Source organism: Bradyrhizobium sp. AZCC 1578 (genome assembly GCF_036924675.1).
In the GTDB taxonomy this organism is placed as follows: domain Bacteria; phylum Pseudomonadota; class Alphaproteobacteria; order Rhizobiales; family Xanthobacteraceae; genus Bradyrhizobium.
In genome coordinates, this window is sequence record NZ_JAZHRZ010000001.1 from 5,732,966 (window position 1) to 5,759,597 (window position 26,632).

At 62.1% G+C, this 26,632-nt stretch carries 24 protein-coding genes; 11 read left to right on the forward strand and 13 right to left on the reverse strand.

The genetic code is table 11. From position 1 onward, the window contains the following. Positions 1 to 6 precede the first annotated feature (6 nt). On the forward strand, positions 7 to 615 hold the full coding sequence (locus V1290_RS27595; protein ID WP_334367284.1) for a hypothetical protein: 609 nt from the start codon (positions 7 to 9) through the stop codon (positions 613 to 615). 425 nt (positions 616 to 1,040) lie between these two features. On the opposite strand, the gene V1290_RS27600 is transcribed toward V1290_RS27595, so the two are convergent. After that, positions 1,041 to 1,325, reverse strand: coding sequence for a hypothetical protein (locus tag V1290_RS27600; protein ID WP_334367285.1), 285 nt, complete (start codon positions 1,323 to 1,325; stop codon positions 1,041 to 1,043). Positions 1,326 to 1,774: 449 nt separating this feature from the next. On the opposite strand from V1290_RS27600, the gene V1290_RS27605 reads away from it, so the two are divergent. After that, entirely contained in the window at positions 1,775 to 3,052 is a 1,278-nt protein-coding gene (locus V1290_RS27605) for a S1C family serine protease (protein ID WP_334367286.1), read from the forward strand. Between the two features lie 94 nt (positions 3,053 to 3,146). Then, positions 3,147 to 3,584: a hypothetical protein gene (locus V1290_RS27610; protein WP_334367287.1), complete on the forward strand. Its 438-nt coding sequence runs from the start codon at positions 3,147 to 3,149 to the stop codon at positions 3,582 to 3,584. A 512-nt stretch (positions 3,585 to 4,096) separates the two neighbouring features. On the opposite strand, the gene V1290_RS27615 is transcribed toward V1290_RS27610, so the two are convergent. The 3 genes from V1290_RS27615 to pdxR all read right to left on the reverse strand — a co-directional run bounded on the left by V1290_RS27615 (position 4,097) and on the right by pdxR (position 6,802). Further along, complete coding sequence (locus tag V1290_RS27615; protein ID WP_334367288.1) at positions 4,097 to 4,726, reverse strand: LysE family translocator; 630 nt, start codon at positions 4,724 to 4,726, stop codon at positions 4,097 to 4,099. Further along, the gene (locus tag V1290_RS27620) at positions 4,723 to 4,983 is read right to left on the reverse strand and encodes a DUF1127 domain-containing protein (RefSeq protein ID WP_334367289.1); all 261 of its coding nucleotides are present in this window, start codon (positions 4,981 to 4,983) and stop codon (positions 4,723 to 4,725) included. Before V1290_RS27620 ends, V1290_RS27615 begins: the two co-directional genes overlap by 4 nt. Positions 4,984 to 5,353: 370 nt before the next feature. Beyond that, positions 5,354 to 6,802: a MocR-like pyridoxine biosynthesis transcription factor PdxR gene (gene pdxR, locus V1290_RS27625; RefSeq protein WP_442893711.1), complete on the reverse strand. Its 1,449-nt coding sequence runs from the start codon at positions 6,800 to 6,802 to the stop codon at positions 5,354 to 5,356. Between the two features lie 326 nt (positions 6,803 to 7,128). Between pdxR and greA the strand changes: the two genes are divergently transcribed. Beyond that, the gene (greA, locus tag V1290_RS27630; RefSeq protein ID WP_334367292.1) at positions 7,129 to 7,635 is read left to right on the forward strand and encodes a transcription elongation factor GreA; all 507 of its coding nucleotides are present in this window, start codon (positions 7,129 to 7,131) and stop codon (positions 7,633 to 7,635) included. Between the two features lie 58 nt (positions 7,636 to 7,693). Here greA and V1290_RS27635 read toward each other — a convergent pair whose 3' ends face one another. Together V1290_RS27635 and V1290_RS27640 are read right to left on the reverse strand one after the other, a co-directional pair. Next, entirely contained in the window at positions 7,694 to 9,028 is a 1,335-nt protein-coding gene (locus V1290_RS27635) for a phosphoribosyltransferase family protein (RefSeq protein WP_334367293.1), read from the reverse strand. Positions 9,029 to 9,030: 2 nt separating this feature from the next. Beyond that, positions 9,031 to 10,365, reverse strand: coding sequence for an erythromycin esterase family protein (locus V1290_RS27640; RefSeq protein ID WP_334367294.1), 1,335 nt, complete (start codon positions 10,363 to 10,365; stop codon positions 9,031 to 9,033). Between the two features lie 241 nt (positions 10,366 to 10,606). Between V1290_RS27640 and V1290_RS27645 the strand changes: the two genes are divergently transcribed. After that, positions 10,607 to 11,071, forward strand: coding sequence for a YbhB/YbcL family Raf kinase inhibitor-like protein (locus tag V1290_RS27645; protein WP_334367295.1), 465 nt, complete (start codon positions 10,607 to 10,609; stop codon positions 11,069 to 11,071). Between the two features lie 95 nt (positions 11,072 to 11,166). On the opposite strand, the gene V1290_RS27650 is transcribed toward V1290_RS27645, so the two are convergent. Further along, the gene (locus V1290_RS27650; protein WP_334367296.1) at positions 11,167 to 11,397 is read right to left on the reverse strand and encodes a CBS domain-containing protein; all 231 of its coding nucleotides are present in this window, start codon (positions 11,395 to 11,397) and stop codon (positions 11,167 to 11,169) included. Next, positions 11,394 to 11,516 (reverse strand): hypothetical protein, encoded by a 123-nt coding sequence (locus tag V1290_RS27655; protein ID WP_334367297.1) that lies wholly within the window; start codon positions 11,514 to 11,516, stop codon positions 11,394 to 11,396. Before V1290_RS27655 ends, V1290_RS27650 begins: the two co-directional genes overlap by 4 nt. A 111-nt stretch (positions 11,517 to 11,627) precedes the next feature. On the opposite strand from V1290_RS27655, the gene V1290_RS27660 reads away from it, so the two are divergent. Next, entirely contained in the window at positions 11,628 to 12,536 is a 909-nt protein-coding gene (locus tag V1290_RS27660) for an SDR family NAD(P)-dependent oxidoreductase (RefSeq protein WP_334367298.1), read from the forward strand. A 45-nt stretch (positions 12,537 to 12,581) separates the two neighbouring features. On the opposite strand, the gene V1290_RS27665 is transcribed toward V1290_RS27660, so the two are convergent. Both V1290_RS27665 and V1290_RS27670 read right to left on the reverse strand, forming a co-directional pair. Then, on the reverse strand, positions 12,582 to 12,764 hold the full coding sequence (locus tag V1290_RS27665; protein WP_334367299.1) for a hypothetical protein: 183 nt from the start codon (positions 12,762 to 12,764) through the stop codon (positions 12,582 to 12,584). 221 nt (positions 12,765 to 12,985) lie between these two features. Continuing rightward, positions 12,986 to 13,459 (reverse strand): Lrp/AsnC family transcriptional regulator, encoded by a 474-nt coding sequence (locus V1290_RS27670; protein ID WP_245309210.1) that lies wholly within the window; start codon positions 13,457 to 13,459, stop codon positions 12,986 to 12,988. Positions 13,460 to 13,602: 143 nt separating this feature from the next. On the opposite strand from V1290_RS27670, the gene ald reads away from it, so the two are divergent. Next, positions 13,603 to 14,718, forward strand: coding sequence for an alanine dehydrogenase (gene ald / locus V1290_RS27675; protein WP_334367301.1), 1,116 nt, complete (start codon positions 13,603 to 13,605; stop codon positions 14,716 to 14,718). 255 nt (positions 14,719 to 14,973) lie between these two features. Further along, positions 14,974 to 16,410, forward strand: a complete 1,437-nt coding sequence (locus tag V1290_RS27680; protein WP_334367302.1) for an NAD-dependent succinate-semialdehyde dehydrogenase — start codon at positions 14,974 to 14,976, stop codon at positions 16,408 to 16,410. 68 nt (positions 16,411 to 16,478) lie between these two features. Here the strand turns inward: V1290_RS27680 and V1290_RS27685 are convergent, their stop codons facing one another. Both V1290_RS27685 and V1290_RS27690 read right to left on the reverse strand, forming a co-directional pair. After that, a complete protein-coding gene (locus V1290_RS27685; RefSeq protein ID WP_334367303.1) occupies positions 16,479 to 18,191 on the reverse strand; it encodes a bifunctional protein-serine/threonine kinase/phosphatase in 1,713 nt (570 codons plus the stop codon). Between the two features lie 31 nt (positions 18,192 to 18,222). After that, positions 18,223 to 19,482: an MFS transporter gene (locus tag V1290_RS27690; RefSeq protein WP_334367304.1), complete on the reverse strand. Its 1,260-nt coding sequence runs from the start codon at positions 19,480 to 19,482 to the stop codon at positions 18,223 to 18,225. Between the two features lie 652 nt (positions 19,483 to 20,134). Here V1290_RS27690 and nirB point away from each other — a divergent pair. Genes nirB through V1290_RS27705 form a run of 3 tightly spaced genes read left to right on the forward strand, consistent with a single transcriptional unit; the run spans position 20,135 to position 25,596 of the window. Further along, a complete protein-coding gene (gene nirB / locus V1290_RS27695) occupies positions 20,135 to 22,594 on the forward strand; it encodes a nitrite reductase large subunit NirB (RefSeq protein WP_334367305.1) in 2,460 nt (819 codons plus the stop codon). Further along, positions 22,591 to 22,926: a nitrite reductase small subunit NirD gene (gene nirD / locus V1290_RS27700; RefSeq protein ID WP_028349497.1), complete on the forward strand. Its 336-nt coding sequence runs from the start codon at positions 22,591 to 22,593 to the stop codon at positions 22,924 to 22,926. Before nirB ends, nirD begins: the two co-directional genes overlap by 4 nt. A 12-nt stretch (positions 22,927 to 22,938) precedes the next feature. Next, the gene (locus V1290_RS27705; RefSeq protein WP_334367306.1) at positions 22,939 to 25,596 is read left to right on the forward strand and encodes a nitrate reductase; all 2,658 of its coding nucleotides are present in this window, start codon (positions 22,939 to 22,941) and stop codon (positions 25,594 to 25,596) included. 18 nt (positions 25,597 to 25,614) lie between these two features. On the opposite strand, the gene V1290_RS27710 is transcribed toward V1290_RS27705, so the two are convergent. After that, entirely contained in the window at positions 25,615 to 26,553 is a 939-nt protein-coding gene (locus tag V1290_RS27710; protein ID WP_334367307.1) for a hypothetical protein, read from the reverse strand. Positions 26,554 to 26,632 lie beyond the last annotated feature (79 nt).

Here is a 26,632-nt window from a genome sequence, read left to right on the forward strand (position 1 = left end):
ACTAGCATGCGAGTACACAGGCAGTTTGGTACTGACGAGGGTGGTGGCTTCAACGCTGCTACTAAGGCCTATAAGAGTGATCCTTCGCTTGAGAACTACGTCGCTTTGCGCAGGCAACACCCAAGCGCTGAGATCGAAGTCGCTGTTACAGGAGGCATAGACCAGGCGTTCTATATCCAGCCTGTCGTAGAGCGCTTTGGCATAGATATAGACTTGGTGCTGGGCGCCTTGGATGCAGATGCTCAGAAGATAAGCCAATTGTCCCTTCTGCTTATGGAGAAGATGATTGCAGCAAAGCGCTTGTCTCGCAGAGGCCAAACGCAACTGATCAGACGCGGGGCAGCGGTGCCCGATAAGCTCATCGACTGGCTCATCAGCATATCGCTAGATGCGCTGAGCTGGAACGATCATCTATATATACCGCGAGACCTCATTGTCCTGGTTCGCGAGAGAATTGGAGGGGCAAACTTCGAGTATGAGCGAGCATCAAGGGCGCATCAGCAAAAGCACAATGCTGCAATAATCGCTGGTCAGCTCAAAGCACAAGGTATCCGGCCAACCTTCAAGCTTGTTGGCAAAGCGCTGAACGTGGCACCGAGCACCGTGAAGCGGTAGTTTAAGTCGGGAGAATTTGAACGCGAAACAGACGCTTGGGCAAATCTCTGCGACAGCGATGGGAAATTCCTCCCGCTTCCGGGGCTGCGTAAGGACGTTGCAACCAAAAAATAATGCGCAACGGGGTGTCGCCGTTCACTGTTGAATTGGGTTTTAGGAACTGCGACACGGATGTCAAAATGCGAAGACGGAACAGATTGAAGATTCGAGGGCCCTGGTTGTTTGAGGCGGAGGCCGAAGGGCCATTGGCACTGGCCGTGCTGTTCGCACTGGGGTTGGCTATTATCATTGCCAAGGGACGGGAGGCTTTCTGAGAAGGCCCCGCATTAGGTGGCCCGATAAGTCTTTGAAAACAAATGCTCAAATTGGGTGGGGAGCCGTCCGTAGCGCCCCCCGCTACTAATTCTGCCCTTTTGCCGAAGCTGTCAGGATCGCGAGAGGTACCGTGGCAGCTCGCGCTCGAACTCGGGAAAGTAACGGGAGATCACGGTAATGTCGAAACGCCGCAGGATCGATCCTTGAGGTTCGCGATCAAGCAGGAATTGGAATGCTGTCTCGATGCAGCGCTCGGGCGTGTGCGCGCCCTTCGTTAGTCGTTCGCAAGTCTCTCTTGCCATCGTGACGTGATGGCGAGTCTCGCCGTTTCCCACACCGAAGATGACCTCGAATTCAAGTGGATCGCCGTCGCCGGTTCGCTCGACCTTGATCACAGCCTGCTCTCACCGTCGGTCGTTGTATCGATTCATGCTAACACGGCACGCGGTTCAAAGAAAGTTGCGAAGGCTCGCCGCAAGTTTCATTTAACGCCTCTGCGAACGGATGATAGTGGAGCCGAGCGCACGCTTCCTGATGGAACTGCGACCGAACGGAAGATCACGTTGGGAGCCACGTCTTGGGGAGCCATGTCGGATTTTCCATGTCGGATTTTCCATGTGGGATTTTCGGTGGCGAGGCGATCGATCGTCGGCGATTTCCCGGCATTTGGGATGACTTCCTTATCCGCGGTGGGCTCGAGTGGAACTGCTGGCGCGGCAGATTGTTGGCCCACGATTGCCGCGAGCGTCTGAGCGCTCTCACAGAAACTGACGGCGGGCTAAACGTGCCAGCGTCTGACGTCAAAACCGCGGTGAGGCGATGACAAAAGACTATGGAAGCGCACATGGCTCCTGGAAATTTGGCTCGTAGAAATTTGGCTCGTGGAAATTTGCTTTTCAGCCGGCGCCGGGCGTCGATGATAGGCGGGACGACCGTCTTCGCGATCACGGTGATCGCGAATATCGCGCAGGCAACAGTAAATTCTCCGGGCAAGGCTTCCTTCATGGGCAGGCCGGCGACATTGATCGATCGGGTTGCTGGTACTGAAGATAATGGTGGGCCCGGCGATTTCGCCGATCTCGCCGAAAAAGTTCAACCGGCCGTGATTGGGGTGCGTTCCAAAGCGACTGCGACGCGCAAATTTGGTGCGCCTGAACAGCGCGCTCCGAAACGGGAGATTCCAGGGGCGGATCCGGATGCGTCTGGTCGAGGGAAGGCACCGGAAACACTCGAACTGATCAGTGCTGGATCAGGCTTCTTCATCTCTCCGGACGGTTATGCCGTGACCAGCAGTCACGTCGTGGAAGACAACGACACGGCCGAGATCCGAACCCGCGACAACCAGGCCTATTCGGCAAGAGTCATAGGAAGGGACTCGTGGAGTGATATCGCCTTGATCAAGGTCGACGGACGCACCGACTTCAGCTACGTGAAGCTCTCTGACCAGCCGCCGCGCGTGGGTGATTGGGTGCTTACCGCCGGGAATCCGCTTGCGATGGGAGGCACCGTGACGGCCGGTATTGTTTCAGCGCGCGAGCGCGACATCGAGGTTGGTTCAGCGAAGGATTTCATCCAAATCGATGCGGCAATCAACAGCGGCGATGCTGGCGGTCCGAGCTTCAATGCCCGAGGCGATGTCATCGGTGTCAACAGCATGATCTTTTCGCCCTCCCAAGGCTCCGTGGGCGTTGCTTTTGCGGTCCCGGCCGATACGGTCAAGGCAGTGATACCGCAGCTAAAGGAGAAGGGCGCGGTCACGCGCGGATGGATCGGGACTAAAGTTCAATCGGTCACTCCTGAACTTGCCGACGGCCTCGGACTGAGCAATCTCCACGGTGCGATCGTGGTAACGCTTCAAGACAATGGTCCCGCTGCGAAAGCCGGATTGCGAAGCGGAGACGTGATCACCTCGGTGGGTGGTGAGTCAGTCAAGAACGCCAACGAGCTAACCAGGAAAGTCGGTGCGATGGCGCCGGGCTCTTCGACCCAGCTCACGGTGCTTCGGCAAGGAAAAGAGAGCTCGTTGAGCGTGACCTTGGGTCAGCAGCCGAATGAACCCAATGCGTCCGCGGCAAGCCCAAGGGAAAATCCAAGGGAAAATCCAAGGGAAAATCCAAGATAGCTGGCGTTCGGAGCAGTTCGCGAAATCTCGACCCGCGAGAAGTTCGAAGGAGCCGGACGCATACACGTCGGAAGAATCAAGGTGGAGCGTCTTGATGTGTGACTACAGCCTGCATGCCATCCAATCGCGTCCCGCAAGAGCGGGGGACGTGCTGCTAACGGGCGAATTCCCCAATACGGTGACACGCGGGTTCTCCGCGATCGGAGAGCCAGGAATTGCCGTGTGCCTCTCGCCGGGTACCGAACTTGCTTTCAGCGAGGACGTTGTATGCGATCACCCGTTCGCGAAGCTCTTCCCGCAAATGCGGTTTGGGAGCATTGGGGCGCGGCTGGCGCGTTTCCGGCAAATCAATCGGGGAACCAATTCGCACCATGACGGACTGGAATTTGCGAACGGCAAGATCGTGCTTCTCACAAAGCTGCGTCCCGGTCAGAGGGCAACGGTGCTGCAGCTTCCTGCACAGCGCGAGATCGACAGGAAGCCGTTGACGGCGGAGCAGAACCGGCGCTCGTCAGTTCGGGGGCTGTCCTAGTTAGAATTGCGGCTGTCGCCGTCGGCAGATTGAAGTCCGGAGCGGTGTCGATGTCGATATCCATCGGCACGCGCCGGAAGCGTGCGGTTCGGCAATGCGCAGGCGATCGCTCGTTGCGGCGACTTCGATTGTCAAAAAGGATTTGCGATCGCGGCGAAGGGCGGCGCTACAGCAGGCCCATAGCTGGTCTGCGCGATGATGGAGTAGTGCCGCTGATTTGCCCGACGTGCCAAGTGATCGCGGAATCGCTCAAGGTATCATGCCAGCGACCATTGCTACTTTGCATGGGGTTGTGTTCCATATTTCGTAGTTGAGAGCCCGGCCTCCTGCCGCATTGATCTCAACGGCAATGGAATCGAGCTGACCAGTGGCTGGCCGTCACATGACGTAGGGAGGATAGGCCAGGTCCAGGCCCGCGACGAGCTTGCCCAGTTCGCTCAACAGACCGAGCGACGCCGGGGCCGCACCTCGATGGCAATCCCCACCGTGGCGACCGCGATCACGGTGCCTCATCAGACGATGCGGGCGCATAGCGAAGCTCCCAAGGCTATCAGGAGGACCCCGGTGAGTCTGTTGAACCAATCCAGCGCGGCTTTCTGCAAGCTCCGAAACATGGTGTTCGTGCTGAGGGTGAGGAAGAGATACCAGGATGCACTGCCGAGCATCACACCGATGGGCGTCGCCAGCGCGCGTTCCATGATCAGCGGTTGGCCGGTTTCCAGCGCGGGCGCGACACCCAGGTACGGCAGTATCGTCATCGGGTTGGCGGCGGCGATCAACAGGGTCGATGTATAGGCCGAAAGCAAATCTGCGCATGTCGGATCTCCGCATGTCGAGCCGTGCGCTGCGTCCGTGGACACGAGAATGGTTCTGAGGCCTATCAAGACCAGCACGATCCCTCCCGTTATGCGCAGCGGCGTGTGCAGGGCGAGCGTCATCTGCGTCAACACGGTCCCGCTCACCACGGCCAGGCAACTGAACATCCCGTGGGCCGTTGCCGCACCCATGCCGCTCGCAACTCCCATCCGGATTCCGAATGCCAGCGTCCGCTGCACGCACATCAAGCCAATCGGGCCGAACGGGATAGCGACGAACAGGCCCAGCGCCGCCGCCGGCAGCAAGTGCGCGATGAACGGCGTCATTTCCAGAACGGCTTGGCTGCTTCGGTCATGGCCTCTTGCCGCGTCTTGCCGATGTCCTTGAGAAAGTGGTCATCGAGCTCCGCCAGGGCTCGTCGCTGCCGCGACCGCTCCGAACACTGGGCACACCAGCTCAAGAACCGTGTTCCCCATCCAAGTCGACATGTCTCAGCGCCGTCGTGATGGCCGGGCGCTGCGGCCGCTTTCCGACTCGTGAGCGAATTGACGCCTGCGATTGCAAAAATCATCGGATGCTTCATGTGAAACTCCCGTTCGATTTCGATAGATCAGCTTGCAGCAGCGTGAATAGGTCGAGCTGCGACCCGCGGCGGTGAATTGCTTCACAACTCACGCGCTCGTGTCTCCAAGTTGTGAGTTCGCGATTCTGCAAGCCGGCGGATGTCCGCTTTAATGCGATTTGCGGTGATGCTTGATCTGCGATTTGGAAAGTGCGTGCGGGTGCGAAATGGAACGCGCCCGCCCTGCATCAACCCGTCGACCTTTTCAACGGCCCGACACTAGAAAGCGAAGCGGTATGACGGAAGGTCCAATCTGCGGATAATCAATCAGTCCAATTCAGGCGGCGCCTCAGGACTGTATTTGTCGGATTGATTGACCTGAGCGCGTCGCTCACGCCGCTTTCGAGCGTCGAGACGCGCGCTCATCGAAGCATCTGCGCAGCCGCCTCAGCCCTTCGGCAATCCGCGCCGTATCGATCGCCCCATATCCCAGCATGATGCCGGCCTGAGGCTCTCCCTCCAGCGGGAAGGATCGAATGGCAACGCCGAGATCGAAGGCTCGTGATGCAATCGCATCGATATCATCAACCGACGCTGTTCGCGCGTAGGCGGCGATATGCAGCCCGGTGGTCGACGGAACAAGATCGAGGTATTCGCCGAAGTTCCTCTTGATCCCCGCGGTCAGCATCTGATGCCGTTCGCTATAGATGCGGCTCACCTTGCGAATGTGACGCGCAAACGCGCCCTCGTCGATGAACTGCGCCAGCGCGCTCTGCGCCATTGTCGCTGTGTGCCAATCGGTGACAAACTTCGCCTTGTACGCCGCCTCTCGCAGCGACGGCGGCACGACCATGAAGGCCAGCCGGAGAGTCGGCAGCAACGTCTTGGAAAACGTGCCGACATACACAACGCGACCGGTCGTATCGAGGGTCTGAAGCGGCTCGAGCGGACGTCCGCCGAAGCGAAACTCGCTGTCATAGTCGTCCTCAACGACAACCGCGTTGTGGCGCTCGGCCCAGGCAAGCAGTGCACGCCGACGCGGCAGGCTCATGGCCATGCCGAGGGGAAACTGATGCGAGGGCGTCACGTAGACCACCCTGGCCTCGGCCGGCAGCGCCTCCACGACCAGACCTTCGCTGTCGACCGGCACACCGATCACGCGCGCGCCCAGCGCCTTGAACAAGTCCTTTGGAGGCCGATAGCCCGGTTTCTCCACCGCAACGACATCGCCGGGCTCGAGAAGCACGCGTGCGACGATGTCGAGGGCCTGTTGGGTGCCATTCGTCACGATGACGTCGTCGGGCGATCCGGAAACGCTTCGTGAGATGCCGATGTGGCGAGCGATCGCCGCGCGCAGGTCCCAATTGCCCGCAGATTTCTCGTAGACGCCTGCCACCATTTCGTGCGAGTGCAGCGCACGGGCGACAACCCGTCGCCAGGTTTGGTGCGGAAAGAGCGAAGCGTCTGGAATCCCGGCTCTGAAGTCGAAACGCGCCGCGCGGTCAAAGCCGCTCGGAAGCGGTATCGTCTCCCACACTCCACGCACCCGAATTGCGCGGGCTGTCGATCGCCTTGTTTTCGACGCCGGACGTCTTGCCTCAAGCTGATGGCTGACGAACGTCCCGGAGCCCGCATGGGATGTCGCGAACCCTTCCGCAACAAGGCTTTCATAAGCAATCGCCACCGTCGATCGTGCAACCGTCAGCGCGGCGGCTAGTTCTCGCGTGGGAGACAGCCGCTCTCCAGGCCGAAGACGCCCATCCAGAATTGCCTGCCGGATCTGACGGTAGATTTCTCCGCTGAGGTCACTTCGACCAACAAGACTGACATGAAAGGCCACAGTCCTGAGCCCTCTTTCCTTCGCATTGGACCGGCAACCCTACATAAGGGTGTACGTTCCATCATACCGGTCTGCAGGTTCCTTCACGGACTGTCAGAGCCGCGCGGCGGGTGAAGCGCCGTTCTAGGAAACCGGGCAATCTCATAGAATTGGAACCCGTGTCCTCGCACGGCGTTCCCCACCGCGGGCGCGGTGATCGGTCTCGATCGGCTGCAAGGTGCGACGCGGTCTCGGATCCGAGTGTCTGGACGTATGCGACCGCTGATGGCGTGTGGCGCGAACGTCTGAATGCATGTTTCGTCGATTAACTCAGTATAAGAGTCGCGATGACAAAATTTCCCATGACGGCTGCGGGCTACGCTGCCCTTGCAGATGAACTGAGGCACCGCATCCGCGTCGAGCGGCCCGATCTTGTTCAGCGAATTCAGCAGGCGATCGCCGACGATCCAAATCTGGTTGAGAATTCGGAATATCAGGTTGCGCTTGCAGAACAAAGTGTCAACGACACTCGAATTGCCGAGTTGGAAGACAAGCTCGCGCGTGCAGATATCGTCGACGTATCCAAGCTTTCCGGCAATACCATCAAGTTTGGCGCCACGGTGACGCTGATTGATGAGGACACCAGCGAGGAGCGGGTCTGGCAGCTCGTCGGCGAACCGGAAGCCGACGCGAGCAAGGGGAAGATTTCGATAACTTCACCGATCGCCAGGGCGTTAATCGGAAAGAGCAAAGGGGAAATCGTTGCCGTCGAGACGCCAGGCGGCCGCAAGGCGTTCAGGGTCCGACAAGTGGAGTGGTTTGAGGCAAAGCGAAAAAGGCGCGAGCAGGTGTGAAACGGCGGCTCGATCTTCGGGTCGGGCACAGTATCGCATCGGATTGTTATCGCGATCGTCACGCACGCGCCTGGTTCGGGCTGCTAGCCTTTGAACGATGCAGCAACTCGGTAACTTCCTGATCCGAAGTCTGGCCGAAATTCCTGTAGTGCATGCCGACCGCAAAGAACGGATCGGGGGTCTTGAGGCAAATGATCTCGTCTGCCTCCGCACTCAGCTCGTCAAGCGAATCGCGTGGCGCAACCGGCACCGCAAGAACGAGGCGGCCCGGCTTCGCCCTTGCGAGCGCTCTCAGCACGGCTTTCACGCTTCCGCCGGTGGCGATGCCGTCATCGACGACGATGATCGTACGGCCGGCAATCTCTGGCGGTGGATCACCGTCGCGGTAAAGGCGCCGTTGACGCTCGATTTCGGCAAGCTGGCGGGCAGTCTCGGCTTCCAGGTAGGCCGCGCCCGGCTGGATCTCGCGAACGATGTCCTGATTGAGCACGACCTGCGGATGGGCGCCATCGACCACCGCACCGAGCCCGAGTTCCTCATGACCCGGCGCGCCGATCTTGCGCACGAGCGCGACGTCGAGCGTGGCGTGCAGCGCTTGCGCAATCTCGAATCCAACAGGAACGCCGCCGCGCGGCAGCGCAAGCACGACCGCGTCCCTGTCCCTGAACTTCATGAGCGCCGACGCCAGCCGGCGTCCGGCGTCTCGCCGGTCGGCGAAAACCGTATCGGCGTCGATCACCTCTTCGGAGAGGGGCGACGCCAGGAATTGGCGGAACCAGCGCGTGGCATATTGCGTCACCTGCTCGAGCGCGCCGGGTTCTTCGAACAGATGCGTCGCCTTCGGCACGATCACGAGGTCCTTCTCGCAAGAGAGCTCCGCAAAAGCCGAACGGTTGAGCGGAATCACCGCTAGGTCGGCTCCACCAACGATCAGCAGCGTTGGCGCCCTGACGGCATGCAGCGCATGGCCGGCCAAATCCGGGCGACCGCCGCGCGAAACCACCGCAGCGACGTTTTGCCGGTCGGCAGCCGCGACCAGCGCGGCCGCTGCACCGGTGCTTGCGCCGAAATAGCCAATCGGAAACTTCGCGAGCTCTGGCCTGTTGCGGGTCCAGTCCGCGGCGTCTGCAAGCCGTGATGCCAACAGCGGGATATCGAATACGTTGCCGCGGTCCCGCTCCTCCTCCGGGCTGAGGAGATCAAGCAGCAGCGTTGCAAACCCGGCCTCACGGAGGGCCGCTGCGACCTGGTTGTTGCGTGGGCTTAGACGGCCGCTACCGCTGCCGTGCGCAAAAATGACGATGCCGGCCGCATCGTGAGGCACGCCCAAAATGCCCGCAAGGTGGTGCGGACCGACCAGGACTTCGCTGAGCTGTTCTCGTGCACTCGCCATGATCAGAACCCAAAGGGATAGGTCTCGGCCGCGCCCGCTACGGCTCGTGTCGCAAGCGGTGTCACCGCCTTGGTATCTTCGAACCAGACGAACGCGTCGAACTGTTCGGGCAACACCGCCTCGAAGTAGTGGCTGAGGAGTTCCGTCTCGGGTCGATAGATGACGCCAATGGCTCGCTCGAGTCTGGGGCCGGTCAACCTGTCGCGCAGCTCGCTTCGGCCGGGCGGCCGCAAATCGGTCAGTGATCGCGCCAGACCTGTGCGGCGGAACAGGTATTCATAGCTGTCCTCGCGTGCCGGCCGAACCGACTTGATCTCCATCTCGCCGCCCCAATCGGAGGCCGCAGCCACCGTGCCGCGATCCGTGCCGAACCCGATCAAGACAGCCTCGTCGCCGTAGGCGTTGCGGACAAGCTCGCCGATATTGAATTCGCCGCCCCAACCCATCGAAGTTGCCGCGGCGTTGCCGATGTGGGAGTTGTGGGCCCAGACCACCGCCTTCGCCTGCGGGCCGCGTTCCTGCATCACATATTGCAGCGTGTCGAACATGTGACGGTCGCGCAGGTTCCACGACTCGGTCGAGCCGCGATACATGATGCGGTAATACTGCTCGGCGGCGCGCACGATCCGCGCATTCTGCGCGGCATTGAAGAAGGCCGCGCCGCCGTCGTTATACGAAAGCCGGTGCGACAGAAGCTCGCGCAATTGAGCCACCACCTCGTCTTCGCAACTGTCGCGGCCGGACAGCACGGCGCGTCCGTAACCGGCGGGGTCTGCCTGCCACGGCGTCAGGCAGGAATAGCGTTCACGCGCCGCGCGGGCGCGTTCCGGGTCGATGCCTTCGAGATACGCGATGACAGCGGCAATGGAGCTGTTGAGGCTGTAGACGTCGAGCCCCCGGAACTCGACTCTCTGGTCCGCAGCGCATGCGTCGTTGTGGAAGCGCAGATAATCGATGAATTGCTTCACTTCGATATTGCGCCACATCCAGGTCGGAAAACGTTCGAACGGCCGCTCCTTGGGCGGCCCGGATGGCAGTTGCCGCACGAGGTGATCGAGCACTACTGAGTCCGGCCAATCGGCTTCGACCGCGACGATGTTGAAGCCGTGGTGCTCGATCAACTGGCGGGTGATGGCGGCACGTGCCCGATAGAATTCTGAGGTGCCATGTGTCGCTTCGCCGAGCATCACGATTTTAGCAGGGCCGAATCGATCGAAAAAGGACGTGAAATCGTCCTGCTCCGGAGCCGGGAGATGCTCGCCTGCTTCGTGCAGGAGATCGATCAACTCGCGATTGGTCCTCTCGCGAGTTTGTTCGGCTTCCGGTGAAAGGGCCATGCGCCGGGTTCCCTACATGGTCGCTGCGCTTGTCCAGCATCGGCATACCGACGCGCGGCTTGCAGGGATCGTCCTGAGCGCACGCGGGAAACGCCGATCAGCGTGCCTTGTTGAGGCAACTCAAGCGCCGGTCCGACGTTCCTTCGTATCGGCGGAATCGACCGGCAAGGCGTGTGGTTGCACCCCGGAGGACCGAGCGAGCCCGCCGTTGCGACCCTTTCATGAGCACGGGAGTCTGCATATGGTGTTCAAGTTGACGAGTCCTGCATTCGACGACGACCAGCCGATTCCGGCCAAATACACTTGCGACGGCCAGAATGTGTCTCCGCCGCTTCAATGGTCGGATCCCCCGCCGGGTACGAAGAGCTTCGCCCTTATCGTTGAGGACCCGGATGCACCGTCCGGCACGTTTCGGCATTGGGGCATCTACAACATCATGGGCGAGCGGACGATGCTGCCGGAAGCCATCGGTCACGGGCCAAAGACGGAGCGTCTCGGCAAAGGCGTCAACGATTTCGGCGAACTAGGCTATGGCGGGCCGGCGCCGCCCAAGGGTCATGGTACGCATCACTATCACTTCAAGCTGGCGGCTTTGGATGTCGACGAGCTATCGCGTTCGCCCAGCATGCCGATAGTCGACATCTGGAAAGCCGTCGAGAAGCACGCGATCGGCCAGGCTGAACTCGTCGGGACGTACCGCAGGTAGTGGCGACGCGTTGCATGGAACGAGCGGGTCTCGGGGTGCGCCTGTGGCATGCCCGCTCCCGCTCGGCACCTTGTTCCTTCTGTTTGCATCATGCCTCAGCCGGTGACCGCGCCCGCATGTTGCCCGCCCGGCCGCGAGATCCCATGCAGCGCGGTAGCGGCGCCGTCACCCGGCTTGGAAACCGCGATATCGCCGAGCGCAATGATACCGACCAGCCGCTTGTTTCGAGTGAGCACCGGCAACCGCCGCACCTGGATATCGGCCATGTTGCGAGTGACTTCGTCGATATCCTGGTCTTCGAAGCAGTATTTGACATCTGTTGTCATGAAGTCGCCACCGGCAACAGCCCGATATTGAGCGTCGCCATCGCCTCGGCTGCATCCCTGATGCTGTCTTGCGGAGTGCAGAGCTGCACGGTCGTGGTCATGGCATCGCAAACTTTCATCTGGAGCCTCCTCTTGCCTGATAGGCGGCCAACGAAATTTGCAAGCGGACGTTCCCCATATCGACCGGAAATCCAGGTGTGGAACATCGCGGGTACGAGTGTGTTCAACGTTTGGACCAGAGCAAAGCGGAGCGGATGACGATGGTGGGACGGCTGAACGGCAAATCATCAATCGTGACAGGTGCGGCGACGGGAATCGGCGAAGCTATCGCCCATAAATTTGCGCGAGAAGGTGCGAAAGTCATTGTTGCCGGACTGCCCGCCGATCCGGTGGAGGACGTCGTCCATGCCATCCGGGCGCGCGGCGGCGTGGCCGAACCCTTTCTTGGCGATGTTGCGGACGAGGTGGATGCGCAAGCCTGCATCGCCCTGGCGATCGATGCATTCGGCAGGCTCGACATCCTGATCAACAACGCCGGCGTGTTTCCCGAAATTGCCGAATGCCAGGATCACTCGGTCGAGATGTTCGACTACATCGTGCGTAACAATATCCGTTCGGCATTCCTGATGACGAAGTTTGCGCTGCCACATCTGAAGCGCTCGCGGGGTGTTGTGATTTCGACGGGATCAGAGGCCGGCGAAATGGGTGAGCCAACGGCGGCGCCCTACGGTGGTTCGAAGGGCTTCCTTCACGCTTTCATGCGCGGCGTGGCCTACGAACAGGGCAAGCACGGCGTGCGCGCCCTCTGTGTGTGCCCTGGCCCTATCGATACGGCTTGGACGCACAAGGAAACCGGGCCGATGAACGAGCAGATGGAGAAGCAGACTCTTGCCGGTACTGTGCTCGGTCGGCGCGGTACCCCGGAGGAGATGGCCAATGTCTTTGCGTTCGCTGCGTCGGATGAGGCGAGCTTCGTAACGGGGGCGCTGATATTTGCTGACGGCGGCACCACGATTGCGAAGGGCGGCCCGGGGGAGATGGTGCAGAGCTTTGTGAGGGAGCAACCCAAGCCGACGCTCGATCTCAGGCACTCGCACGACGGCCTCAAGGGCAAGCCTGTCGAGAACCGCATGCACTAGATGAAGCTGCGAGCAGAATGCCGGTCGCGATCGAGTCGCTGCTGGTCAGGGCACCGGTACGGCCCGGCCCTTTCTGCCCGATTGCATCCCCTGGCTGAGGCGATCATCCGCGTGCTCGCTGACCGCATCCGTCGGCGGAAATATGCTGTCATATATTGCGCGGGCCTCTTGAATTAAGCGAGCCCGCTCAAGCTCCGGCTTCGGAACAAGTCGAATGACTTCGCCCATGCAGGGTCCCCGTCGGAAGGCATCATTGGTTTGCAGGTAGTTATGTTATAACGTAACATACGGTGGATTAGCGTCCTGTCAAGTCGCGTTTGGTCCGGTCGGCAGGCATCGGGATGCAACACGCCGGTCGCCGGACGACGCCGAAAACGACTGACGCTTCGCCGTCGCATCTATGCGTTGGTAGGCTGGATGCGCCGATGGCGTCGAGCTGATCGAAGAGGCTAGCGCCGCAATGCCGTCTCGGGGATGGCCCTGCGAACCACCTCGCGCATCGCAAAGCTCGAGTGGATGCGCGCCACTCCGGGCATCCGTGAAAGATGTTGCTTGTGGATGCGCTCGAAGTCCGCGATGTCGCGTGCGATGACCTGCAAGTGATAATCGTCGCTGCCCGACATCAAGTGACAGGACACGACATCCGGACAGCGGGCGATCGCCGCTTCGAATGCGGCCAGGTAATCCTCGCTCTGTTTTTCCAGCGTGATGGTGACGACAACGGTCGTGACGAGCCCGAGCGCAGTCGGCTCGAGATCGGCGCGATAGCCCCTGATAATCCCACCTTCCTCGAGTTGGCGGATGCGGCGCGCGCAGGCTGTCGGCGATAGTCCGACCTTTTCGGCGAGCTCGATCTGGCTCGCCCGGGCGTCGGCGAGGAGCTCGCTCAGAATCCGATAATCAATGCGATCCAGTTCATTCACGCGATAAGTCACTAATTTATGGCGTCAACATGCACAATATATGCGCAAATGGCTCCCAGCAAGCCGCAATTCGCCGAGAAGCGCTACCGACTCAGCAGTACTTTTATCTGCAGGCAGATGGCCTCGAATGCAGGAGCAAGCCCATGCGGATCGGTGTGCCCACGGAAATCAAGGTCGAGGAATATCGCGTTGGTCTGACGCCGGCTTCGGTGCGGGAGTATGTGACGCGGGGACACGAGGTGATCGTCGAGCGGGGCGCCGGGATCGGCATTGGCGCAAGCGATGACGTCTACCGTTCGGCCGGCGCTGCAATCGTGGATACGGCCGCGGAAATTTTCGCGACCGCTGATATGGTGGTCAAGGTCAAGGAGCCGCAGCCGAGCGAATGGCGCCAGCTTCGCGACAATCAGATCCTCTTCACCTATTTGCACCTTGCGCCGGACGCGGCGCAGACCAAGGGGCTTCTGGCATCCGGCTGCACTGCGATCGCTTACGAGACGGTGACCGACGCCCATGGAGGGCTTCCCTTGCTTGCGCCGATGAGCGAAGTGGCGGGACGGTTGGCGATCGAGGCTGCGGGCGCTGCCCTGCGGAAATCGGCGGACGGAATGGGTAAGCTGATCGGCGGGGTGCCCGGCGTGGCGCCGAGCAGGATGGCGGTGATCGGCGGTGGCGTGGTCGGCACGCATGCCGCGCGGATGGCCGCAGGGCTCGGCGCCGACATCGTTATCCTGGACCGCTCGCTGCCGCGCCTTCGTGTTCTTGACGAGATGTTCCAGGGGCGCGTGCGCACACGCTATGCAACGCTGGAAGCGATCGAAGAGGAGGTCATTGCGGCCGACGTCGTCATCGGCGCCGTGCTGGTGCCGGGCGCCAGTGCGCCGAAGCTCGTCTCGCGCGCGCATCTCGGCCGCATGAAATACCGTGCCGTACTGGTCGACGTTGCGATCGACCAGGGCGGCTGCTTCGAGACGTCGCGGCCGACGACCCATCAGGCGCCGACCTATCTCGTCGACGAGATCGTGCACTATTGCGTCGCCAACATGCCGGGCGCGGTGCCGGTGACGTCGAGCCATGCGCTCAACAATGCCACGCTGCCGTTCGGCCTTGCGCTGGCTGAAAAGGGCATCCGCGCGCTGATCGAGGATCCGCATCTGCGGGCCGGACTCAACGTGCACCGCGGACAGATCACCAATCGCGCGGTCGCCGACAGCCAGAATTTGCCTGCAGCGGCACCCGAAATGATTTTGGCGGCGTGACGCTGGCCGCCCGCTGGGGGTCGCAAGGTGACGGTGGCGTGACGCCATGGCCGGATTTTGCGGCCCTCACCCAGCAGCCGAGGTTCGAAGCGATCTGAGTCCCGAAATGGCGCGGGGTCGTGGGGGCGCTATGCGTCGGTCGCGCGGCCACACCCTTGAATCGGCTTTGCAATTCGATCGGGCTTCCATCATATAGGCGCCTGATTTCCGCCGCGCGCGCCATTTGGCGACTAATAAGCTCAGGGAGAAAGTCTCGTGGCATATTCGAATACCCAACTCTTCATCAACGGCAAATGGCGTCCGAGCCAGTCGGGCAGGACCATCGCCGTGCTCAACCCGGCAACGGAGGAGACGATCGGCACCGTTGCACATGCCGATCGTGCCGATCTTGATGAGGCGCTGGAAGCCGCCGCCAAGGGTTTTAAGGTCTGGCGCGCGGTGGCGCCGTTCGACCGTTGCAAGATCATGCGCAAGGCGGCCGCGATTATGCGCGAGCGCAATGACGAGATCGCGCCGCTGTTGACGATGGAGCAGGGCAAGACGCTGGCCGAGGCGAAAATCGAAGCGATGGCGGCGGCCGACATCATCGAGTGGTTCGCCGAGGAAGCCAAGCGCGCCTATGGAAGGGTGATCCCGGCCCGTGGTCCTGGCATTTACCAGATCGCAGTCAAGGAGCCGGTTGGCCCGGTTGCGGCCTTTTCGCCCTGGAATTTCCCGATCAACCAGGTCGTTCGCAAGCTCTCCGCGGCTCTCGCAGCCGGCTGCTCCATTATCGTCAAAGCGCCCGAGGAAACCCCGGCATCTCCGGCGCAACTGATCAAGGCGTTCGCCGACGCGGGCGTGCCCGATGGCGTCATCAACCTGGTCTTCGGCGTGCCTTCGGAGATTTCGGAATATCTCATTCCGCATCCGGTGATCCGCAAGATTTCCTTCACCGGATCGACCGTCGTGGGCAAGCAGCTCTCCGCATTGGCGGGCTTGCACATGAAGCGCGCCACCATGGAGTTGGGCGGCCACGCACCGGCAATCGTGTTCAAGGATGCGGACGTCACGTCGGCGGCGAAGATTCTGGCGGCAGCGAAGTACCGCAACGCCGGCCAGGTCTGCATTTCGCCGACCCGCATGTTGGTGCAGGACGATGTATTCCGTGAATTCGTCGACAAATTCGTCGAAGGCGCCAAGTCGATGAAGGTCGGCAATGGTCTCGATCCTGACTCGAAGATGGGGTCGCTCGCCAATCCGCGCCGCGTCACCGCCATCGAGGGCATGGTGCAGGATGCGGTCGGCAAGGGCGCCAAGCTCGAGACCGGCGGTCACCGCGTCGGCAACAAGGGCTACTTCTTCGAGCCGACGGTCGTCAGCGACGTGCCGAAGGATGCGCGCGCCATGAACGAGGAGCCGTTCGGGCCGCTGGCGCTGATCTCGCGGTTCTCGACCTTCGACGAGGTGGCCGAAGAGGCCAACCGCTTGCCGTTCGGTCTCGCATCCTACGCCTTCACCAGCTCGACCAAGACGGCGACCGCGATCGGCGCGGCGATCGAAGCCGGCATGGTCTCGATCAACAGTTTTGGTCTGGCCCTGCCCGAAGTGCCGTTCGGCGGCGTCAAGGATTCCGGCTACGGTTCGGAGGGCGGCACCGAGGCGATGGAGGGTTATTTCAATACCAAGTTCATCACCCAGACCGGGGTGTGAACCAGGTGGCGAAGCCAGCCCGGCTTGCTTCGCTCATGATATGGCCCGACGCTCCACCCAGCGTCGGGCTAATTTTTTACGATCCACGCGAGCAGCAGGATGACGAGCACGATCAGGCCCGCCGACAGGCTCTTCCAGAACACCAGCGGGTCGCGCTCGTAGAGCGAGCGCCGTGACGTGACGGCAGGTTTCGCCCACATCGCGCCGTTTTCGAGCTCGTGCGAGAATTCGATGACGTCGCCGTAGCGTTGCGCACGATCGACGTTGAGCGCCTTGCCGACTACCGCGTCCAGCCAGGCCGGCAGATCAGGGCGATAGCGCGAGAGGTAGGTTGGCTTGCCGAAGCGAGGCCGCGAGAACGGTTCGATTTCGCCGTAGGGATAGGCCGCAGTGAACATCCGGTACACGGTGACGCCGAGCGCATAGAGATCGGAAAATTCGTCGCCGGGCCGCCCGCCGAACAACTCCGGCGCCATGTAGCTCGGCGTGCCCGGGATATCCTCGGCCGGGAAGTCCTCGAGCAACGGCACGCGCGCGACGCCAAGGTCGACCAGCCGCAACCCGCCGGCCTTCAACAGGATAACGTTGTCGGGCTTGATGTCGCGATGGATGATGCCGGCACGATGCAGGGTGGCAACCGCGCGCGCCAGCTTGGTCGCGATGCCGATGCCTTCGGCCAGCGAAAGCTGCGGCGAACGATTGAGGCGCTGCTCCAGCGTTTCGCCCTCGTAGAGCGGCATCACCGAATAGAGACGAGTCTGCCGTTCGGCAGGCAGTTCGATGATCTCTCCGATCCACAGGCTACGCACGCGGGCCGCGACCCATGCCTCGCGGACGAAGGCGAGGCGATAGGAACCCTCACTGGCAACGCGCGGATGTGGAAACTTCAGCACGACCTCGCGGCCCTGCCGCTTGTCAATCGCCTTGAAGAGTCGGCTGTAGCGGCCGTCCGATAATATTTCGCCGAGCGTGAAATCATCGATCACGTCGCCCGTCTCAGGCAAATCCAGGATTGGAAGCGTCGCGATCGAATGGGTGAGCTCGTCCCTGTCGGCGGGTGGCAGGTCGACGACATCGAGCACCAACGCGGTCATGTTGTCGGTGGAGCCGGCACCCAGCGCCGCGTCGACGAGTGCGCGAGCGGATTCTTCCGGCGAGGTGCGCTCGCTCAATAGTAGCTGCAGGCGGTGATCGGCGAGTACGCCGTGGACGCCGTCGCTGCAGATCATAAGCCTGTCGTGTTGCCGCAACCCGACGGTGGCGTAGTCGAAGCGGGCAAAATCCTCGAAGCCGATGGCGCGGTTGAGCAGGTGAGCGAGATCACCGCGTCCGGCGATGTGGTCGGTGGTCAGCCGCTCCAGCCGCCCCTCGCTCAGGCGATAGGCGCGGGTATCGCCGATGTGAATGATGTGGCAAACCCGTCGCGACAGGATGATCGACGAGAAGGCGCAACTCATGCCGCTGAGGCGAGGATCGGTGCGGCCTTGCGTATAGATCCAACTATTGGCGGCTTCCAGCGAGCGCGACGCCCGGCGGCGTACGCCGAGCGTCTCGGGGAGAGAATAATAGGCGTCGATGAAGCAACGAACCGCAAGCTCGGCGGCCTCGCGTCCGCCTTTGTATCCGCCGACACCGTCAGCGACGGCGGCGACGATGTCGCGGTTGCTTACCCCAGATCGGCCGAGACAGGTCCCGACATAATCCTCATTGGCGGAGCGCTTGCCGGTCTCGCTGACGAAGCCGACACGAACCCCGAGATTCCGCTGCGAACCGATTGTCACCCGCGCGACCTGTCAATTTAGCAGCGCGCCGTCAGACCCGCGCTCCCGATGCGGCGCCCCATGTGGTGCGCCAGCGCACCTTGACCATGGCAAGTCCGAGGAAACCAAGCAACGCCAGCAGGCCGAAAAACAGGAAGCCTGCGCCGAAGCCGCCGGTCATGCCCTTGGCGACGCCGAGGGCCTTGGCAAGGAAGAAGCCGCCGATGCCTCCGGCGCAACCCACCATGCCGGTCATCAGGCCGATCTCCTGCCGGAAGCGGAGCGGAATAAGCTGGAACACTGCGCCATTGCCCATGCCGAGCGCGAGGACTCCGATCGAGAATAGCAGCACCGACATCCAGGCGATCCGCGGCATTTCGGTGAGCGCCCAACCCGCAGCCGCTGGCGCGGCCGGCCCCTCCGGCATGAAGGCGATGACGAGATACGCCGCCACGACGACGCCAAAGAACATCGACAGTGAGCGGATGCCGCCGATGCGGTCGGCGATCAGGCCGCCGACGGGGCGGAAACCCGAACCGAAAGCGACGATCAAGGAAACCAGCAGGCCCGCCGCGACGCCTGATACGTGATATTGCACCGTGAAATACAGTGGCAACGCATTGGCCAGTCCGACGAAGCCGCCGAAGGTGATGAAGTAGAAGAACATGAACCAGCGGCTGTCGGGGTCGCGCAGCAGCGTACCATAGGCCTTCAGCGAAATCGGTTTGCGCTCTCCGGGCGCGTCCTTGGCGGCATAGGCGTAGTAGGCGAGGATCAGCACCATCGGAACGAGCAGCACGCCGAACACGGCTTGCCAGCCCCAAAGCTCGGCAATCGTCGGCGCGAACATCGTGTCGAGTACGACACCCATGTTGCCGGCGCCGGCGATCCCCATCACCACGCCCTGATATTGCGGCGGATACCAGCGGCTCGCCTGCGGCAGTGCCACTGCGAAGGAAGCGCCGCCGATGCCGAGCGCGAGACCGAAGATTTCGACCGACAGCTTGCTCGGGAGCCCGAAATAGCAAACCCAGGACGTCGCGGCGATGACGACGAGTTGCGCGACAATTCCGGTCCGTTTGGCGCCGAACAGATCGGCGAGAATGCCCATCGGCACGCGCAGCAATGCGCCGGCCAGAACCGGGATGGCGACGAGCGTGAACTTCTCGTCGACGGCCAGGTTCATGTCATGCACGATGTAGACGATCAACGGACCGAGCGCGACCCAAGCCATGAAGCTTATGTCGAAATAGAGAAAGGCGGCGAGTAGCGTGGGCCAGTGGCCGGCCTTCTTGAATTCAGCAAACTTCATCGAGCAGCCTCGAACAGCGGCCTGTGATACCGCGCGGGCCGCGCGGTGATCTCGGCACAAAGAGACGGAATTTGGGAAGCGAGTCGGCTCGTCGTTGAGACGTACTCTAGGTCTCAGCGTCAGCAAATCACGTGCCAGACAAAGAAGCGCGCCACTTAGCGTGTATTTGCAGTACCTTGCCGGGTGCGCCCAAACTGCCGCGAATGCGGCCGCTGCTCCGTTTGTTGGCAAAACCAGCCGCCCGAACGTGCAGTGTGGTGTTTTATTATGCTGTGCGAAGTATTAACGGAAAAGCTTTCCTGAAAGCCGCCAGTCCGGTGCCGTGCTATTTCCACGGGCACATTGCCATCGAGTCACGGTGAAGTATTCGCGTTGTGCACAATGGATAGCCCTTGCGGGTGATTTTTTGGGCATCCATGCACGCGAAGGTGCAGCCAGTTCCCGATTTATCGGCTGAAGCGCTGTGTTGCGCCCGAAGAATTACGGGTTCGGCGTTGGCACGTCTCTTGAATATGCAAGATATCGATCGTCATAGTCGACGATACTCTGCCCGCCGATGGGCGCTCCTCAATCATCAACAATTCTCGCCAATCGACGATGCAGAGTTGCGTCGCCGAGCGGGGCCATCGGAACCTGAATTAGAAGGCAGAGCATGCTCGACAAAGTAAACAAGCCGAAGTTGGTGGTGATCGGCAACGGCATGGCCGGCATCCGCACGGTGGAATTGCTGCTGGACCGTGCGCCCCATCTCTATGACATCACCGTGTTCGGCTCCGAGCCATACGGCAACTACAACCGAATTCTGCTGTCGCCCGTGCTTGCCGGCGAGAAGACCGTCGACGACATCATGCTCAACACGGAGCAGTGGTACGAGGACAACGGGATCACGCTGCGCAAGGGCGAAATGATCGAGATGATCGATCGGCGTACCTGCGAAGTCGTGACGAGAGAGGGCGCGCGCGTACCCTATGATCGCCTGCTGATCGCCACCGGCTCGAACCCGATCATGTTGCCGCTTCCGGGCAAGGATCTCCGGGGCGTCATCGGCTTTCGCGATATCCAGGACGTCGAGCACATGGTCCAGGCCTCGACGAGCTTCAAGAACGCCGTCGTGATCGGCGGCGGTCTGCTCGGCCTCGAGGCGGCCAACGGCCTGATGAAGCGCGGCATGAACGTCACCGTCGTGCATCTGCTCGACACGCTGATGGAGCGCCAGCTCGATCAGGTCGCGGGCGGATTGCTGCGCAAGTCGCTGGAAGAGCGCGGCATGGTGTTCAAGATGCCGGCGCAAACGGAGGCGATTCTCGGCGAGGATCGCGTAACCGGTGTGCGCTTCGCCGACGGCGAAGAGATCCCTGCTGATCTGGTCGTGATGGCGGTCGGCATCCGCCCGAATGTCGAGCTGGCGCGCAAGGCGGGCCTCTATTGCGAGCGCGGCATCGTGGTCTCCGACACCATGCAGACCTACGACGGCCGAATCTACGCCGTCGGCGAATGCGTGCAGCACCGGCGCCAGACCTACGGGCTCGTGGCTCCCTTGTTCGACCAAGCCAAGGTCTGCGCCAACCACCTCGCCATGAAGGGATTCGCCACCTATGACGGGTCGGTGGTTTCGACCAAGCTGAAGGTGACCGGGATCGACCTGTTCTCCGCCGGCGACTTCGCGCCGGGTGCGGACAAGGAAGAGATCGTCATGCAGGACGCCTCCCGCGGCGTCTACAAGCGCATCATCCTGCGCGACAAGAAGATCGTCGGCGCCGTGCTCTATGGCGATACCATCGACGGCCCGTGGTACTTCCAGCATCTGCGCGACGGCACTGACGTTTCGCAGATGCGCGAGCGGCTGGTGTTCGGCGCCGCCAATCTCGGCGACGGTGGCCATAGCGGCAAGAACTCGGTCGCCGCCATGAGCGATGATACGGAAATCTGCGGATGCAACGGCGTCTGCAAGGGAACGATCGTCAAGGCAATCAGCGAAAAGAAACTCTTCACGATCGACGACGTGCGTGCCCACACCAAGGCGTCGTCGTCGTGCGGCTCCTGTACCGGCCTGGTCGAGCAGGTTCTCGCTTTCACGCTCGGCGGCGACTATTCGGCGGCGCCGAAGGTCAAGCCGATGTGCGCGTGCACCGATCACAGCCACGATGACGCGCGCCGCGTCATCGTCGAGAATGGATTGAAGACCATCCCCGATGTCATGAAGTTCATGGACTGGAAGACGCCGAACGGGTGCCACTCCTGCCGGCCTGCCCTGAACTATTATCTGCTCGCCACCTGGCCCGGCGAGTATCGCGACGATCAGCAGTCGCGCTACATCAACGAGCGCGTTCACGCCAATATCCAGAAGGACGGAACGTACTCTGTCGTGCCGCGGATGTGGGGCGGCGTCACGACGCCGGATGAATTGCGCGCCATCGCCGACGTCGCGGACAAGTTCAAGATTCCGACCGTCAAGGTGACCGGCGGACAGCGCATCGATCTTCTGGGCGTGAAGAAGGAGGACCTGCCCGCCGTCTGGGCCGATCTTAACAATGCAGGCATGGTGTCGGGTCATGCCTATGCCAAGGGATTGCGCACGGTGAAGACCTGTGTCGGATCGGAATGGTGCCGTTTCGGCACGCAGGATTCGACCGGCCTCGGTATCAAGCTCGAGAAGTTCATGTGGGGCTCGTGGACGCCGGCCAAGGTGAAACTCGCGGTCTCCGGTTGTCCGCGCAACTGCGCGGAAGCGACTTGCAAGGACGTCGGCGTCGTCTGCGTCGATTCCGGATTCGAGATCCATTTCGCAGGCGCTGCCGGTCTTCACATCAAGGGAACCGAATTCCTGGCCAAGGCAGCGACGGAGGAGGAGACGCTCGAAATCATTGCTGCGCTGACTCAGCTTTATCGCGAACAGGGCTGGTATCTGGAGCGCATGTACAAGTGGTGCGATCGGGTCGGCCTCGATGCGATCCGCAAGCAGGTGGTCGACGATGTCGCCAACCGCAAGGCGCTGTTCAGCCGCTTCGCCCATTCGCAGCAATTCTCGCAGAGCGATCCCTGGGCGGCGCGCGCCCAGCGCGGCGTCGACCGTAACGAATTCACCCCGCTGGCGGAGCTCGAACTCGCATGACCAAATGGATCGAAATCGGGGCGTTGAACGACATTCCCGTTCTCGGCTCGCGCGTGGTGAGGACGGCCTCGGGAGACATTGCGGTATTCCGGACCAGCGAGGACGAGGTGTTCGCGCTCGACGACCGCTGTCCGCACAAGGGCGGACCGTTGTCGCAAGGCATCGTCCACAACAAGCGCGTCACCTGTCCGCTGCACAATTTCGTCATCGAGCTCAGAAGCGGCATGGCGGTCGCGCCCGACGAGGGATGCACGCGCGCGCATCCGACCAAGGTGGAGAACGGCATGGTCTGGCTTAGCGTCCAAACGGCAGCGGTTGTGCCCGCCGAGTGAGGGTGATCGCCCGTGGCAGTGAAGACAACCTGTCCGTATTGCGGGGTCGGCTGCGGCGTTGTCGCTGACAGAGGTCCCGCCGGCGCCGTGACCGTCCGGGGCGATCCGCTTCATCCCGCCAATTTCGGGCGGCTGTGCGCGAAAGGCTCGGCGCTCGCCGAGACCATCGGCCTCGAGGGGCGGCTGCTCGCGCCTGTGGTCAACGGACAGGAAACGAACTGGGATACGGCGCTCGACCATGTCGCGGAGGCATTTGGCAGAATCATCCGCGAGCATGGACCGGATTCGGTCGCCTTCTATGTCTCCGGCCAGATTCTCACCGAAGACTATTACGTCATCAACAAGCTCGCCAAGGGCTTCATCGGCACTGCGAACATCGACACCAACTCGCGGCTGTGCATGGCCTCGAGCGTGGCAGGCCACAAGCGTGCGTTCGGCAGCGACACCGTTCCGGGTTGCTATGCGGACCTCGAAACCGCCGATCTCCTGGTCCTCGTCGGCTCCAATGCCGCCTGGTGCCATCCGATCCTCTACCAGCGCATGGTGGCGGCCAAGGCCAGCAACCCCGCGTGCCGCATCGTCGTGATCGACCCGCGGCGGACCGCGACATGTGACGGCGCCGATCTGCACCTGCCGCTTCGCTCGGGCAGCGACTCCGTGCTGTTCAACGGGTTGCTCGCGCATCTTGCATCGCGCAATGCCATCGATCGCGCCTTCGTGGATGGCTTCACCACTGGCGCCGAAGCCGCGCTGCGGCAGGTCGCCGGCCAGACGGTCGCACAGACGGCCGACATCTGTGGGCTGGGCGAGGGCGCAGTGGCGTTGTTCTTCGACTGGTTTGCCAAAACCGAGCGGGTGGTCACGCTCTATTCGCAAGGTATCAACCAGTCGAGCAGTGGCGTTGACAAGGTCAACTCGATCATCAATTGTCATTTGTTGACCGGCCGCATCGGGCGGCCCGGTATGGGGCCGTTCTCGCTGACTGGACAACCCAACGCCATGGGCGGCCGGGAAGTCGGCGGGCTGGCCAACCAGCTCGCCGCCCATATGGAGATCGAGAACCCGCAGCACCGCGACATCGTTCAACGCTTCTGGCAATCGCCTGTGATCGCGGACAAGCAGGGCCTCAAGGCCATCGACATGTTCGACGCGATTGCCGATCGGCGCATCAAGGCGGTCTGGATCATGTCCACCAATCCGCTGGTCAGCCTGCCGGATGCCGATCGCGTGCGCCGCGCGCTCGAGGCATGCGAGCTCGTCGTCGTGTCCGATTGCATGCGGCATACCGACACCACGCGTCACGCTCACGTATTGCTGCCGGCGCTCACCTGGGGCGAAAAGGACGGCACCGTCACCAATTCCGAACGCCGCATTTCCCGGCAGCGACCGTTCTTGCCGGCGCCCGGCGCTGCAAGAGCCGATTGGCGGACCGTCTGCGACGTCGCCCGGCGCATGGGCTTTTCGGGGTTCGACTATCCGAGTGCTGCGGCGATCTTCCGCGAGCACGCCGGGCTTTCGAGTTTCGAGAATAACGGGACGCGCGATTTCGATCTGTCCGCCCTGAACACGCTCGACGACCGCGCTTACGATGCGCTTACTCCGATCCAATGGCCTGTGACGCGCGAATATCCGACCGGCACGCCGCGGATGTTCGAAACGCGCGAATTCTTTACTGCCGACCGCAAAGCCCGTTTCGTGCCGGTGACGCCGCGTGCTGCCGTGAACGCGACCAGCCGCGACTATCCGCTGGTGCTCAATACCGGGCGGGTCCGCGATCAATGGCACACCATGACGCGGACCGGGAAATCGCCGCGGCTGCTGGCGCACATCTTCGAGCCCTGTGCGGAATTCCACCCCGACGACGCACGCGCAGCCGGCGTGGAGAATGGCGGGCTTGCGCGGCTGACCAGCCCGTGGGGCGAGATGGTGGCGCGCGTCGTCGTTGCCGCCGAGCAGCGGCGCGGCTGCGTGTTCGTGCCGATGCACTGGAATGGTGAGTATGCCGGCGACGGCCGGGTCAACGCGCTGGTCAATCCGGCGACCGATCCGATCTCCGGACAGCCGGAGTCCAAACACACGCCGGTCAAGGCGGCGGCTTACTTGCCGAAATGGCATGCTTTCATCCTCAGCCGCCGGGAGATCGAGCATCCCGAAGCGGGTTACTGGGTCGGCGGCCTTTCAGGGACGTGCTGGCGGATGGAGCTCGCTGGCGACGAGCGGCCGCCGAGCTGGCGCGATTGGGCGCGGGCGCAACTCCGCGTCGGGCACGACATCGAGTGGATCGCCTATCGCGATCCGAAGGTTGGCCGCTTCCGCTACGCCGCTGTTCGCGACGGCCGGCTGGAGGGTTGCGTGTTCATCGCACCCGATCACAGGCTGGTTTCGCGGTCGTGGCTCTCCGGCCTGTTCGCGGAACAGGAGTTGTCACCGAGTGCGCGGATGTCGTTGCTGACGGGACAGCCGCTCGATGCCGCTCAAGACGTCGGACCCATCGTCTGCTCGTGCTTCGGCGTGGGGCAGCATCAGATATCCGCCGAAATCCAGAAAGGTGCGGCCAGCGTCGACGACGTTGGCCGGCGCCTGAAGGCCGGCACCAATTGCGGCGCCTGCAAGCCGGAGATCGGGAAGCTTTTGCGCGGCGCGGCCGTGCGCGACCCGCATCCGGCATGAAACCGGCCGCACCCGCCGCTAATTCTTGATCGCGTAGAGCGGCGTTCGCAGCGTTAGCTGATACGATGGCTTCGGCGTCCAGGCGATCTGCGCGGTAATGCCGAACAGTCGGTTGTCGTCGTCGTCCATACGGTCGAGGTCGAACCGCACGATCGGCTGGGTGAACGCGGCAAACGGCGTCAGGTTCAGGAGCTGCGCGCCGCCGAAGTGCTGCACGCCGAAGCGGCCGGTAAGCTTCCAGTTGTTGTCCCACTGATAATAGCCGCCGACATAGCCCATGATATCGGGGCTGACGCGGGCGAGCGGGGTATCGACGAAGACTCTGGCGTATTGCGCGCCAGCGAGCAGCCCGCGCGTTTCATCCGCGTTCAGCGCGTAGTCCGCCTCGAGGATGGTGTTGTAGGCCGTCGTGGCCAGCGGCGCGTCGGAAATCGATCGCGTCGCGTTGGCTTGGATGGTGATGGTCGGAAACGTTCCGCCGTTCTGCTGATAGATGTCGGCCTGAAATCCGACGGTAAAGGCGTAGATCGAGAACGTCGTCCAGGGATCGGTACCCGCCTGCGAGGTGGCTCCGCTGACCCCGCCATACACCGAGAGCCAATCGTTGACATCGACGGTCAAGGGCAGGTCGACCGAGACGCTCTGGCTGGACGGCGAGGTCCGGGTTCGGAGCGAGGAAAGGTTCGCCAGCCTCGATAACAACGGAGGCGCGCTGAATCCGATCGAGAGCGAGCCGGCAGGCAGCGTCGAGTAGATGGTTCTCATATCGAGGTAGAAGTTCGGCAGGGCCGGCTTGGTTGTGGCCGCATCTTCCTCATCGTCGTCTTTGTCTTTTCCGAGGGCCAGACCTGAAAGGCAGAACGACACCAGCACGCCGAGCGCCAGGCTTCTGACGGATCGCGCTGGCGCGAACCTCAGCCGCCGAGGTGCAGTGGACTTGGTAATACTGGTGCTCAATCGACGCCGCCTTTGACTGGCCCACATGACCATTTGGCCGCGGCGAATACAAGCAGCGGTCGCCGCGCGGGCCCTCGAT